General features: G+C 65.1%; 9 protein-coding genes. 7 read left to right on the forward strand and 2 right to left on the reverse strand.

Features of this window, described 5'->3' with window-relative positions; translation table 11 throughout:
- Window positions 1-29 precede the first annotated feature (29 nt).
- Window positions 30-2,129: a DNA-processing protein DprA gene (gene dprA / locus M2390_RS04690; protein ID WP_259177356.1), complete on the forward strand. Its 2,100-nt coding sequence runs from the start codon at window positions 30-32 to the stop codon at window positions 2,127-2,129.
- Window positions 2,130-2,236: 107 nt separating this feature from the next.
- Window positions 2,237-3,139, forward strand: coding sequence for a tyrosine recombinase XerC (locus M2390_RS04695; protein WP_259177357.1), 903 nt, complete (start codon window positions 2,237-2,239; stop codon window positions 3,137-3,139).
- 773 nt (window positions 3,140-3,912) lie between these two features.
- On the opposite strand, the gene M2390_RS16180 is transcribed toward M2390_RS04695, so the two are convergent.
- Complete coding sequence (locus M2390_RS16180) at window positions 3,913-5,241, reverse strand: peptidoglycan DD-metalloendopeptidase family protein (RefSeq protein ID WP_396822536.1); 1,329 nt, start codon at window positions 5,239-5,241, stop codon at window positions 3,913-3,915.
- Between the two features lie 179 nt (window positions 5,242-5,420).
- Complete coding sequence (locus M2390_RS04700) at window positions 5,421-6,305, reverse strand: SDR family oxidoreductase (RefSeq protein WP_310503965.1); 885 nt, start codon at window positions 6,303-6,305, stop codon at window positions 5,421-5,423.
- A 292-nt stretch (window positions 6,306-6,597) separates the two neighbouring features.
- On the opposite strand from M2390_RS04700, the gene M2390_RS04705 reads away from it, so the two are divergent.
- From M2390_RS04705 to M2390_RS04725, 5 genes are all read left to right on the forward strand, one after another.
- The gene (locus M2390_RS04705; RefSeq protein WP_259177358.1) at window positions 6,598-8,262 is read left to right on the forward strand and encodes a TIGR04028 family ABC transporter substrate-binding protein; all 1,665 of its coding nucleotides are present in this window, start codon (window positions 6,598-6,600) and stop codon (window positions 8,260-8,262) included.
- Between the two features lie 70 nt (window positions 8,263-8,332).
- Window positions 8,333-9,307: an ABC transporter permease gene (locus M2390_RS04710; protein WP_259177359.1), complete on the forward strand. Its 975-nt coding sequence runs from the start codon at window positions 8,333-8,335 to the stop codon at window positions 9,305-9,307.
- Window positions 9,304-10,188 carry an ABC transporter permease gene (locus tag M2390_RS04715; RefSeq protein WP_259177360.1) on the forward strand — a complete coding sequence of 295 codons (885 nt, stop codon included), beginning with the start codon at window positions 9,304-9,306 and terminating at the stop codon, window positions 10,186-10,188. The genes M2390_RS04710 and M2390_RS04715 overlap by 4 nt, the downstream gene beginning before the upstream one ends.
- Entirely contained in the window at window positions 10,185-11,909 is a 1,725-nt protein-coding gene (locus M2390_RS04720; protein ID WP_259177362.1) for an ABC transporter ATP-binding protein, read from the forward strand. Before M2390_RS04715 ends, M2390_RS04720 begins: the two co-directional genes overlap by 4 nt.
- A gap of 39 nt (window positions 11,910-11,948) precedes the next feature.
- Window positions 11,949-12,938 carry a putative FMN-dependent luciferase-like monooxygenase gene (locus tag M2390_RS04725; RefSeq protein WP_259177365.1) on the forward strand — a complete coding sequence of 330 codons (990 nt, stop codon included), beginning with the start codon at window positions 11,949-11,951 and terminating at the stop codon, window positions 12,936-12,938.
- The last annotated feature ends 174 nt before the right edge of the window (window positions 12,939-13,112 follow it).

Here is a 13,112-nt window from a genome sequence, read left to right on the forward strand (position 1 = left end):
GATGTCTACCTCGAAACCAAGGAACCGAAATGCCTCACTCAATGCTGTTTGGACTCCCGCGGGCGCGCGTGCTCGACACTGCCGCGGCCGTGCGCCGCACCGCCGAAGGCCTGCCGATTAGATCCGAGCGCACGCCCGCGGCAGCTGGTGGGCACACGAGGGATGCTGAGACCGAATATATCGAGACCTTTGCCCGCGCGGCCTGGTCCGCCATTGTTGAACCGGGGGATTCGGCGGCACACGAACTGATCACCCTCCTCGGTGCCCCCGCGGCGCTCACGGCGCTGGTACGCGATGAGCCCGTGGCGTATTGGTCCGCAGTCCTGCTCAATCATCACGAGGAAGATCGTGATCCCACGGCCACCCGGGAACATGTCGAGCGGGCGCTGGGGCGGTGGCGGCCCCGAATTGCTGCCGATCGAGTCCTGGATATTCTGGATCGTGCGGATCGCACCGACACCGTCATCATCGGGCCGACAGACCCCCAGTGGCCGCTAGCGCTCAACGATCTGGGTGCCCACGCGCCGCTGTGTCTGTGGGTGCGCGGAAACCTGGACACGCTTGGTGCCAGCGCAAACTCGGTCTCCCTGGTGGGCGCGCGAGCGTCCTCCCGCTACGGAGAAAACGTCACGCTGGAGATTGCATCCGGGCTGGTGGACCGCGGCTACGCGATCGTGTCGGGGGCAGCCTATGGGATCGACGCGGTTGCCCATCGCGCTACGCTGGCCAGTCATGGTCAGACGGTGGCGGTGCTCGCGGGCGGGGCTGATCGGCCCTATCCCGCCGGACATACCGCGCTGCTGTCGCGGATCTTTCGTGACGGTGTCGTGATTTCCGAGGTTCCCAACGGCACCTCACCCACCCGCTGGCGGTTTCTGCAACGCAACCGCTTGATTGCGGCCCTGTCCCGGGGCACCGTGGTGATGGAGGCCGGATGGCGTTCCGGATCGCTCAATACCGCGGGACATGCGGCCACACTCGGTCGACCGTTGGGAGCGGTTCCGGGTCCGGTGACAAATGCCTCCTCGGCCGGGTGCCATCGTCTCGTGCGAGAGTACGGGGCCCAGCTCATCACCGATGTTGACACGGTGGTTGAACTCATCGAGCCCCTGACGGCCTCACCGCCAGTGGGCCCGGATCTCGGCGCACCCGACCCGCTGGACGTCTCGTCTCCGGCCAGATATCCCGCCCACGGCGCGACACCCGCGAAAACGCGTACGCTAACGGCCCCCGCACGTGACCTCCGGGACGAAACTGGCACCGCTGATCGTCCCGGACCCGTTGCCCCCGCCGAACCCGTTATTGCCGAATCCGCTATAGCCGAATCCGTTATCGCCGAACCCGTTATCGTCGAGGCCGTCGACCCGAGCGTCGGTGGAGGCCTCAGCGGTGGCCTTGGCTCCGGGTTCGATGTACGTTCTCACCGCGATATCGATCCGAGCAGTGATGCCGATCCGAGCAGCGATGCCGACTCGAACAGCGATGCCGACTCGAACAGCGGCGCCGGCCCGACCATCGATGCTGGTCTGAACAGCGCTGTGGATCCGAATAGCGGTATCAGCCCTGACAAATCGCGGGCTCAGACGCGGCTGGCGGTCGAGGCGTCAAAGTTCTACGCAGATGATGATGGCTATCTGGAGCCCGACCCGGGTGAGGAACCGACATCGGCGACGAAGGAATCACCGCGCGGAGACCCACATGACGGAGACGGCGAATCGTCCCTGCCAAGCGAGAGCCCGATCTTTCTGGACACCTCGATGTCCCATCCGAGCACATATTCCGTGCCGGTCCCATTCACGGCGGCCCCCGACCCGGGGATGGTGCGGCCCGCCCAGAAAATTAGCCACCCATCGCTTCCGGTAGCCGGTGAACTCGGCGGGTCATCCCGCGTGGGATATCCGAAGATCGTGGGGGCGGGTGAGCGTCGGCTTTCGCCTGGGGCGGAAAGCTCGGAGATCGCGCGAGTACGCGACTGCCTCAGCCATCGTCGCCCGCGCCAGACTCGCGATATCGCGATCGAGGCGGGCCTGTCGCTGGCAACAGTCCGAGCCGCACTGGGCGTTCTGGCACTCCATGAGGAGGTGTTCGACAACGGAGACGGTTGGCTCCTCAAGGTACAACCTCGGTAATCATGCTCTACGGCTCTACGGCTCTACGGCTCTACGGCTCTATGGCTCTATGGAGAGTGAACGACGTGTGGGGCGCGGGGAGTCAATCCGTATGACAGCATGGGGACATGCAGATTCCTTTAGCTATCGAGGAGTACCTCGATGTGCTGCACTCCGAGCGGCAGTATTCGCCGGCGACCGTGCGTGCATATGGTGCCGATCTGCAGGCGCTCGCCGAATTTGCCTCACGGCGAAACGTCGCCACCGTGGACGGTCTTGACTTGGAACTGCTGCGGGACTGGCTTTGGGACCTAAGTCAGCGCGGGTTGGTCGCCAGTAGTCTTGCCCGGCACGCTGCGGCGGTTCGAGGATGGACAAGCTGGCTAGCTCGCACCAACCGGGTGCCCATCGACCCGGCTGCGCGATTGCGGGCACCACGTGCCGGGCGAAGCCTCCCCAAGGTCGTTGCGCAGGAGCCGTTGCGTGACCTGCTCGATAGTGTTCGGGCGAGCGCTGCCGAGGGCGATCCCATCGAGCTGCGAGACAGCGCAGTGCTGGAGCTCCTGTATGCAACCGGCATTCGAGTAGCCGAACTCTGCGCCTTGACCCACCAGGATATTGACTTCCAGCGTCTCACCATTCGTGTGTGGGGAAAGGGCGGAAAGGAACGGGTTGTGCCCTTTGGCGCGCCGGCGCGCTCGGCTCTTGAGGCATATCTTGTTCGTGCCCGCCCGGTCCTCCAGCGAAACGAGCTCGACCGTGTGTTCCTTGGGGCGCGCGGTGGAGCGCTGGGCACCCGTGCGGCCTATACTCTCGTCACCAAATATTTGGGGACGCTGCCCGGCACTGCCGCATCGGGACCGCACGCGTTACGACACAGCGCTGCGACTCACCTCCTTGATGGCGGGGCTGACCTGCGCACCGTCCAGGAGATGCTGGGGCACTCCTCACTGGGCACCACCCAGATTTACACCCACGTATCGACCGAGCGACTGCGGGATGCCTATCGAATCGCGCATCCCCGGGCGTAGTAAACGTTCGCTAAAAGTCAGGGATAACGCACAACCCCTCTGGTGCGGAGTCAGTCCGGAGCCAGGGGACGACGGATAACCCCTGCGGCGCAGGGGCGGGGACTAACGCCGTTTTGGTCTCAGTTCCCAGGTCTCAGGTCTCAGGTCTCAGTTCCCAGCCCGCAGTCCTCAGCTCTCAACGTCAGTTGCGCATGAAAAATTGCGCGTGACGTGTGGAACCATGCAACAGCAACAGCAACAGCAACAGCAACAGCAACAGCAACAGCAACAGCAACAGCAAACGCCATGGCTCTGGCCAGCGCCTAGTGCTGAGGGAATTCAGGCGCTCGTTCGTGTCGAAGAGGAACGTGTGGTCGCCGGGTTCCAAAGACTTCCGTAGGGGCAATTCCCCGGCAACCGCAGCTGCCCGCCGAGGTAGTGGCGGGCAGCCTGTTGCGGTCTTGCCAGGATGCGTTGCGTCCGTTTGCGAAAACGGCGACCGGATCACTATCGGGCGATAGCTGAACCTGATCCGTTCGTGTTGATAATCTATTGGCAAACATTAGGTTAGGCAAGCCTTATGTACATTTTTGCCAATTTTGTCGGTAAGTTTTCATGCGCGTGGGGAAATGACCGTGCTCGGGGCGCTTGAGCGGCCCTATTTAGCCCGCCAGGAGAGTGGGCCGGATTGGGCACTGCGAGATTCGGGATCTTGGGGAAAGCATCACCCGAACGATCCCGCACGCGGGTCCCGAAAAGTGATTGCAAAGCTTGGCCAACGCGACTGATGCGACCTAGGGCGGAAGGAGGCGGATCCGTGCCCTGCTGCCAAAGTACAGTCGTGGATTGACGTATTCGTCGCCCGAACGCACACCGATGTGAAGGCACATTTGTGGGCATACCCCGCCGGCGGACACGGTGCCGAGCGGATCGCCAGCCTGTACCAAATCTCCGGTTTTCAGGATGGAATCGAGCGGTTCATAGCTGGTTCGAAGGCCGCCCGCGTGTTCAAGTGTGAGCACCGGACGATCCACGACAACGCCCACAAACGTCACCGTACCCTCGGTGGGTGCGCGTACGACGGATCCGGGTACCGCCGCCAGAGAAATTCCGCGTCGGCCGGAGCTCCAGGGGTTGAGTGGTGCGCGGAACTCCTCGAACACGGTTAGCGGCGGGGGAATTGGCCATGGCCATCGTGCCACTCGGGGCGCAGGGTGGGTCTCATTGGCCGCCGCAACCCCGGGTGGTGTCACACGCAACAAGGGTGCCGGAGGTGCACCTACGGGTGCCGAAATCGCCCCGCGCACCGAGCCAGCTCCGCGCACCGAGCCAGCTCCGCGCACCGAGTCGACCCCGGATACCGAGTCAGCCCCGGATGCTGAGCTGGCCCTGGACACCGAACCAGACCGCGGCACCGGACTGGACTCGGACACAGCGGGCGTCGGCACCGCAGACTTGGATAGGACGGACGTGGACGCATCGAAGGTGGACAGGGCGGACGTGGATGCATCGGACGTGGGCCAGGTGGACGTGGACACTGCAGGCATGGACACCGTGGACGTGGAATCAGCAGTCGAAGACACGCTGGTAGCGGACCTAGGGGACCTAGAGGGCCTAGGGGACGAGAACTCGGGCGACGGACGCAAAACCATTGGGGGTGAAAGCGATGGCGCCGTCGTCCTCGGGAGAAAGCCCACCGGGGAAGAAATCGGTGAAGGGGTAGACGTGCGAGACGCATACGCCGCTGGGATTGAGGATGGCAGCGCCTGGAGAACAGGCGTCACACCGATGCCCACAAGTGGGAGTATCGTCGCGAGTATGACGCCACCCGCAATGGAACGGGGACGCCAGGGACGTCGTGCACGTCGGAGATGCTGGGGATGCCCGCGACGCCCGCGAAGCCGGGGATGCCAGCGATGCCAGCGATGCCGGGAACTCCGGGGTTGCACGGGCCCCATGAGCTGTGCCGAACTCGGATGGGGAGGTGCGGGTTCACCTCCGATGCCGGGTCCGTTGGAGCACCCGGGCTCGACTATGGGATCTCGAGTGTCCGAGTTGCGTGCGGTAGTCGAGATCGGCGCAATGGGTGGCGAAGGCGAAGGCGTAGGCGTGGCGGTGTTCATGCCATCGAGTCTTCATGACGGCAGGGGAGGCATGAATCGGAGCGTGGGAACTGTGGAGAACTCGCAGGTGGGTGCGTGTTGTGGAGGAGGGGATGCGGCCCGTGCCCGTGCTTCGAAAATGGCGGGCACACCCCGCGTCAGTCTCGGTGCCGCTCGAAACCGGCACCGCGCACCCTGGATCAGTACCGGCTGAGCTCGCGGCGGGGGCGGACGGCAACGTCGGTAAGGTGCACGTCGGCGGGCGCGTCCACCACAAATCTCACGGCCTGGGCAACGGATTCGGGACGAATGTAGCGTTCCGGCCGATACTCCGCGGCATCGATCAGGCCACGCAGCATTTCGGTGTCGGTTTGGCCCGGAGCAACCGTGGCGACGCGAACCCGGTGGGACTCTTCCTCAATTCGGAGTGAGTCGGCGAGACCGCGCAGGGCATGTTTGCTGGCCGCGTAGACGGAGCTGCCGGGGACGGGATTGGTGCCGGCGCCCGACCCGACGAAGATAATGGTGCCTTCGCGCTCCCGCAACGTCGGCAGCAGGATGCGGGTGAGTTCGGATGCGGCGACAACATTGACGGTGAGCTGGGTAAGCCAGTCCGAGGGGCTCGCCGTTTCGACGGAGAACTGGTCGCCGATTGCCGCCGCGTGCACCACAACATCCACGGGGCCCAGGTCTCCCAGCGCGGCGGCGAGCCGGTCCGGGTGGGTGAGATCCACGCTCCGGGTGGTCACTCCGATGATCGATTCCAGCTCGGCCAGGCGCGTGGCCGAGCGGCCCAGAGCGGTGACGTCGTGGGTGCGTGCCAGCTCCCGAACAATTTCGAGGCCCATGCCTCCGGTGGCCCCGGTCACGACCGCGCGGGGCCGGGCGGCGGACGCGGCAACCACGGTGAGCGCGCCCTCGACCGCGGCTTCGATCGAGTCCGCGCTGTCGCCGGCCTCGGCACTGCGTGTTCCGGAGGATTCCGATGCCGCCGTATTGGTGGCGATCACGGTGTCCACAACGGAACCAAGCGCGGTCGTGTCGGTTTCGGGAGAGGTCTCGGGCAAGGCATCGGGCGTGGTCATCGGGGGTCCTTCCGAGGGGCTGCGGGTGAATCGTTGTGCTCCACGCTACCGTGCCACGCCGCGACCGCGCCGAAAAATGCCACGAGGTGACGCGGGGTCGTAGGGCCGACCCTAGTGACGCGCTCCGGGGTGCGCACCCCGGGATGTCGTCGAGCGACGCATGAGGTCATAGTTTGTCATGCCCTCCAAACCGGGTCGGATGCGCCACTACTGTCGGGGTTACGTTTCACCCACCCGATCACAGTTTTGCGGTCGAGCCCGCTCGTTCCGCCCCGCGCCAGGAGAACCACCTATGCCCTCACCGAGACGTCTTATCGCCGGTCTTGCGACCGCGACCGTGCTTGCGCTTGCGCTTGCCGGCTGCTCCGCAAACGCCAGCGCACCCGGTTCCGGGTCGAGCAGCGAGACGGGAAAACCGGTCACCGGCGGCACCCTTGTCTACCTCGAGCACCAGGCCATTACCGGCCTGTACCCGCCGGGGGCCGGGTTCTACCCCAACGGCGGAATCGTCAACAACATTGCCGATCGCCTCGTCTACCAGGACCCCAAGACCCTGGAGTTCGAGCCGTGGATCGCCACCAAGTGGGAATCCAACGCCGACGCAACCGAGTACACCTTCACCATTCGTGACGGCGTGACCTTCTCCGATGGCACCCCGCTGGATGCCGCAGTTGTCGCGAAGAACTTCGACCTGTACGGTCTCGGTGACGCGGCCCGAGGCCTGACGGTTTCGGAGGCGATCAACAACTATCAAAGTAGCGAGGTGGTGGATAAGAACACCGTCAAGTTCCACTTCTCGGCACCGTCGCCCGGTTTCCTGCAGGCGACCTCGACCATCAACTCGGGCCTGCTGTCGTCCAAGACACTCGATCTTCCGTTTGAAAAGTTCGGCCCCGGAAATGCGGCCAACATCATCGGATCGGGTCCCTTCACCGTGGACAACGAGAAGATCGGTACCGGCCTCGACCTGGTCGCCCGCAAGGACTATAAGTGGGCACCGAAGTCCTGGTCGAATCAGGGACGTCCGTACCTGGACAAGATTCAGATCACCGTGACCCCCGAGGCGAGCGTCCGTGTGGGTGCCCTGCTCTCGGGCCAGGCCGGCCTGATTCGCGACGTCGAGGCTCAGGACGAAAAGCAAGTCACAGACGCCGGATTCCAGGTGTATGCCGCGCAGACCAATGGCGTGAACAACGGCCTGAGCCTGCGCTTCCGCAACGAGAAGCTCTCCGACATCCGGGTACGCCAGGCGCTGATCGCCGGGATCGACCGGGAGGAGCTGGTCAAGACCATCTACACCAAGAACTACCCGCTGGCCACCTCGGTGCTGAGCAAGACCGCGCTCGGTTACGTGGACACCAAGGACGCTTTCGGCTACGACCCCAAGAAGGCGGCGACCCTGCTGGATGAGGCCGGATGGAAGCTCGGTAGCAACGGCATTCGTGAAAAGGACGGTCAGCCGCTGACCCTGGTTGTGAACGAGGCTGCCCCGCAGCCGCGCTCCTTTGATGCCCTCACTCTGGTGAGTCAGCAGCTCAAGAAGATCGGCGTGGATCTGCAGATCCTCAAGGCCGATGCCGGTACCTATGCCAAGGCGATCCAGGATGCCAACCAGGTGCAGATCTACCATTCGATGGTGGGACGTGCGGACCTCGATGTGATCAAGAGCCAGTTCTACTCCAAGAACCGCAACACCCTGCTCAACCGTGACAACGCCGATCAGTCCATCGGCGACCAGAAGCTTGAGGAACTGCTTGAGGCAGTGGCCTCCACCGCGGACCCCAAGGCTCGGATCGAGGCCAGTCAGACCGTGCAGAAGTATCTGGCCGACCAGGCCTATGTGATCCCGTTCTTTGAGGAGCCGCAGGTGTTTGCCACCGCTAACTTCGTGCACGGCTTCTCCTCGGAATCCGTGGGACGGCCCAGCTTTGACGCCGTCTGGGTAGACAAGCAGTAGCCCCCGCCGTCCGGATCGCCTCGACCGAGGCGATCCGGACGTCCGTGGTTTCCCCGTTGAAAGGATCCCCATGAAGTACGTTCTGGGCCGGCTCGGCCAGGCGGCGGCCGTGCTGCTGGCCGCGTTCACGGTCGCGTTTGTGCTGCTCCAGGCGATGCCCGGCGACGCGCTAATGATCAAGTTTGAAAACCCCGAGCTGGGGCTCTCTCCGGATCAGATCGCCGCGCTGCGGGTTGCCTATGGTGCCGATACGCCGCTGCCGATTCAATACGTGCACTCGTTGCTGGGTTTTCTCGGGGGTGACTTTGGCTATTCGATCCAGAGTGGGACGCCGGTGAAACAGCTTCTGGCCGAGGTGGTGCCGGGTACGCTGCTGCTCGCCTCACTCGGGTTTGTGGCGGCCGTGCTGTTGGCGGTGGGCATCACAATCCTGGCCAACCTTCCCGGGCTGCGTAAGATTGCCGACGTTTTCCGCGCTCTGCCCTCGCTGTTTGTGGCGGTGCCGGTGTTCTGGTTGGGCATCGTGCTGATCCAGGTGTTCTCCTTCCAGCTCCGACTCATTCCGGTGGTGAATCCGGGACCGGTTGAGGGACTGATCCTGCCGGTCCTCACGCTGGCGGTTCCGATTTCGGCACCGCTTGCTCAGATCCTGATTCGCTCGGTGGATGATGTGCTGGGCTACCCCTTCGTTGCGGTGGTGCGCGCGCGGGGCGCGGATCCCTGGTGGATCTTGTCCAAAAACGTCGCCCGGAACGCCGTATTGCCGGCCTTCACGATGGCCGGTGTGCTCTTTGGTGAGCTGATCGGCGGGGCCGTGGTCACCGAGACCGTCTTCGGTCGCGCGGGGGTGGGCCGGCTGACCGAGCAGGCCGTGAGCCAGCAGGATACGCCGATTCTTTTGGCCGTGGTGCTGCTTTCAGCCACCGTCTTTGTGGTGATCAACCTCGTGGTGGACCTGCTCTATCCGATACTCGATCCACGCCTGAGTACTCGCACGCGTGGCGGTGCCCGGCTTGCCCGGGAGAGAAAGGTGGTCGCGGTATGAGTATCGACGAGCGCAGAACGCAGACTTCGAGCCTGCCCGATCCGTTTGTTCCCACACGGCTGAGCCTGCGCGAGCGGCTCGGACGCCCGAAAATCTCGGTGATTCTCTCGGTGGTGTGGCTACTGATCGTCATCGCCTGGGCGATCATCCCGCAGGCATTCACCCCGCTGGACCCGATCGCCGGCAACGCCACCCAGGCGCAGCAGCCGCCGAGCCTGGACCACCTATTCGGGACCGATGCGACCGGTCGTGACATGTTTACCCGGGTGGTGTACGGGGCGATCAACTCCCTGTCCGGCGCGCTGATCGCGGTGAGCGTGGGCTTTGTTATCGGGACCGCGATCGGGGTCATTGCCGGGTCCTCCCGTCGCCTCGTGGACGATATCCTGATGCGCATCGTCGACGTGTTCCTGGCGATCCCCTCGCTGCTCCTCTCGCTCTCGATCATCATCCTGCTGGGCTTTGGTACCGCGCAGGCCGCCATCGCGGTCGGTTTCACCAGTGTCGCAGCGTTTGCCCGGCTCTCCCGTTCGGAGGTCGTGCGGGTGCGCGGATCGGACTACGTGGAGGCCGCGTTTGCCAGCGGTGGCCGGTTCTTTGTGGTGCTGTGGCGCCACGTACTGCCCAACTCACTGACCGCGGTGTTGGCCTTGGCCGCCCTGCAGTTCGGCACCGCGGTGCTCTCGATCTCGACCCTCGGCTTCCTCGGCTACGGCGCACCGCCGCCCACGCCCGAATGGGGCCTGATGATCGCCGAGGGACGCAACTACATCGCCACCGCCTGGTGGCTCACCACACTGCCCGGGGCGGTGGTGGTTCTGGTGGTTCTTGCCGCCAATCGACTGAGCGCGGCGATCGCCGCAAAGGGACGGATCCGATGAGCACCCTCACCATCGACAATTTGCAGGTGTCCTACACCGTGGGACGCGAGCGCCTGGATGTGGTGCGCGGCGTCTCCCTCGAGATTGAGCCCGGGCAGTTGCTCGCGGTGGTGGGGGAGTCTGGATCCGGGAAAACCACGACCGCCCAGGCGGCGACCGGACTGCTGGCGAGTAATGGATCGATTACCGGCGGCCGGGTGCTGATCGGCGAGAGCGACGTGACCGGGTGGAGCGAGAAACGCTTCCGAGATCTGCGCGGCCGCGCGATCGGCTGGATCCCGCAGGACCCGAACAACTCGCTGAACCCCGTGAAGAAGGTGGGGGAATCCGTGGCCGAGGTGCTGCGCATCCACCGCTGGAAGGATCGGGCCGCACGTCGTGCCCGGGTCATCGAACTGCTGGACTATGTGGGCATCCCCAACCCCGAGCTGCGGGCGAGTCAGTATCCGCACGAGCTGTCGGGAGGGATGAAACAGCGGGTGTTGATCGCCGGGGCGATCGCGCTTGAACCGGCCCTGCTGATTGCCGATGAGGCGACCAGCGCGCTGGATGTGACCGTGCAGGCCACGATCCTCGACCTCATCGATACGCTGCGCCGTGACTCGGGCACCGCGGTGCTCATGGTCACCCACGACCTCGCCGTGGCCGCCGACCGTTCCGACCGTCTGGTGGTCCTGCGCGACGGCAGCGTGCAGGAAGCCGGAGACACCGAGCGTGTGTTGGCCCACCCCGAAAGCGCCTACACTCGTCGGCTGCTGCGGGATGCGCCGTCCTTTGCCACCCTCTCGCTGGGGGAGGGCCTCCAGTTGCCCGCGGGGGTTTCCGAAAACCCCGATACCGCAAGGGGGGAGCGTGCCCTCCGAGTGGTGCAGCGTTCCGTGGCTGATGCCGCCTCGGGTGGCGTGAACGAGGCCGCCGGATTTGCCGCTCCGGTTGTTGTCGCTCGCAATCTGGTGCAGGACTTTGGCCGCACGGGATCGGCGCAGCGTGCGGTGAATAATGTGTCCTTCGGGATCGCCCCAGGCAGTACTCACGCGATCGTCGGCGAGTCAGGATCGGGTAAAACCACCACCGCGCGAATCGTGCTGGGTTTCCAAAAGCCCACCTCGGGGACCGTTCATATTCACGGGCAGGAGATCACCGGGCTGCGCGGAGCGGGGCTGCGGGAACTGCGTCGCCGGGTGCAGATGGTGTACCAAAACCCGTTCGGTTCACTGGATCCTCGCCAGTCGATTGGCGACATCGTGACCGAGCCGCTGCGCAACTTCGGTATCGGGGACGCGGCCGAGCGCCGAACCCGGGTGGCCCAGATCATCGACCGGGTCGCGCTGCCGGCGACCGTTCTCACCAGACGTCCGCATGAACTTTCCGGCGGTCAGCGCCAGCGCGTGGCGATTGCGCGTGCCCTGGTGCCCGGTCCCGACGTGGTGGTCCTCGATGAGGCGGTCTCGGCGCTCGATGTGACCGTGCAGGCGCGCATCCTCGAGCTGCTCGGCGAACTCCAGCGCGACCTCGGCGTCAGCTACCTCTTTATCTCGCACGACCTAGCGGTGGTGCGCCAGCTCGCCCATACGGTTTCGGTACTGCGCGGCGGTGAGCTTGTGGAGGAGGGGGCAACCGCCCGCGTGTTTGATCATCCCGAGCACGAGTACACTCGCCAGCTGATCGCGGCGATTCCTGGGCGTCGTGCCGCCGCGGCCGGCGCGCTGGCCAGCGCCTAAACGCCGTTCTCATCCCCAAACGAAAGAGATCTCCGCTTCATGCCCGAACTCGCCTTCTTTACCCGAGTCCTCGACGACGTATCCGCCCCCGAACGCTACCGGTTGGCGATCGAACAGATCCGGGAGGCCGAGCGCCTGGGCTTCGATAGCGCCTGGGTAGCCCAGCATCACTTCCACCGCGATGAGGGCGGATTGCCCTCGCCGCTGGTGCTGCTGGCCGCCGCGGCCGCGCAGACCCGTCGCATTCGGCTGGGTACCGGGATCATCACCCTGGGGATGGAAAATGCCGTGCGGACGGCCGAGGATGCGGCGGTCCTGGACGCGATTTCGGGGGAGCGACTCGAGCTGGGCTTCGGCTCGGGCGGCACCCCCGGTTCGTTCCCAGCCTTCGGGCTGGAGTTTGCGGATCGTCATCGCGCCTTCGATGACAACTTCCAGACGCTGCGCAGCGCGCTGCGCGGGGCGAAGTTTGGCGCGACCGAAAACCTCCTGTATCCGCCGGCACCCACGCTGGCGGAGCGACTCTGGTTCGCGACATTCACGCCGCCGCTGGCCGGGCGGGCCGGGCGGGAGGGGTTGGGTCTTCAGCTCTCTCGATCGCAGCCACGCTCACCGGAGAACCCCGAGGCGAGCCTGGCCGATCTGCAGCACCCGATCATCGACGCGTATGAGGCGGCGTTACCCGAAGGTGCCCCGCGTCGGGTGTCGGTTGCCCGCAGCGTGTTCGTCGCCGACGATAACGAGGCCGCGCGTGCCCTGGCCGAGCGCCGCTATCGGGCGGCACCGCTGGCTCGGGTGGTCCTCGGCGATCAGGTGGATACCCTGGAGCGCGATGATCTCCTGCGCAAACTTGACGTGCACGTGGGGGATGTGGACACCGTGGTGGCCTCGCTCGGGGCGGATTCGGTACTGAATCGCGCGACCCAGCTGTCCTTCCAGGTGCACTCGATGGACCCCGAACACGCGCTGATTCTGCGCTCACTGGAGCTCCTGATCGGCGAGGTGGCCCCGCGCCTGGGCTGGCGCTAAGTCGGGAGCGATGGGGGTGATCCGGTCGGGGCGACAGGGTTTCGGTCGATAGCGGCCAGTGGGGATGGTGCCGTGCGCGTGGGCTGGCGCTAAGTCGGGAGCGATGGGGGTGATCCGGTCGGGGCGACAGGGTTTCGGTCGATAGCGGCCAGTGGGGATGGTGCCGTGCGCGTG

Origin of the sequence: Mycetocola sp. BIGb0189 (assembly GCF_024810155.1) — a bacterium.
Classification (GTDB): domain Bacteria; phylum Actinomycetota; class Actinomycetes; order Actinomycetales; family Microbacteriaceae; genus Mycetocola; species Mycetocola lacteus.

Bases quoted from the DNA above. Each gene is read 5' to 3' on its own strand.
- dprA (WP_259177356.1), top strand. From the start codon at position 30: ATGCCTCACTCAATGCTGTTTGGACTCCCGCGGGCGCGCGTGCTCGAC.
- M2390_RS04710 (WP_259177359.1), top strand. From the start codon at position 8,333: ATGAAGTACGTTCTGGGCCGGCTCGGCCAGGCGGCGGCCGTGCTGCTG.
- M2390_RS04705 (WP_259177358.1), top strand. From the start codon at position 6,598: ATGCCCTCACCGAGACGTCTTATCGCCGGTCTTGCGACCGCGACCGTG.
- M2390_RS04700 (WP_310503965.1), bottom strand. From the start codon at position 6,305: ATGACCACGCCCGATGCCTTGCCCGAGACCTCTCCCGAAACCGACACG.
- M2390_RS04715 (WP_259177360.1), top strand. From the start codon at position 9,304: ATGAGTATCGACGAGCGCAGAACGCAGACTTCGAGCCTGCCCGATCCG.
- M2390_RS04725 (WP_259177365.1), top strand. From the start codon at position 11,949: ATGCCCGAACTCGCCTTCTTTACCCGAGTCCTCGACGACGTATCCGCC.
- M2390_RS04720 (WP_259177362.1), top strand. From the start codon at position 10,185: ATGAGCACCCTCACCATCGACAATTTGCAGGTGTCCTACACCGTGGGA.
- M2390_RS04695 (WP_259177357.1), top strand. From the start codon at position 2,237: ATGCAGATTCCTTTAGCTATCGAGGAGTACCTCGATGTGCTGCACTCC.
- M2390_RS16180 (WP_396822536.1), bottom strand. From the start codon at position 5,241: ATGAACACCGCCACGCCTACGCCTTCGCCTTCGCCACCCATTGCGCCG.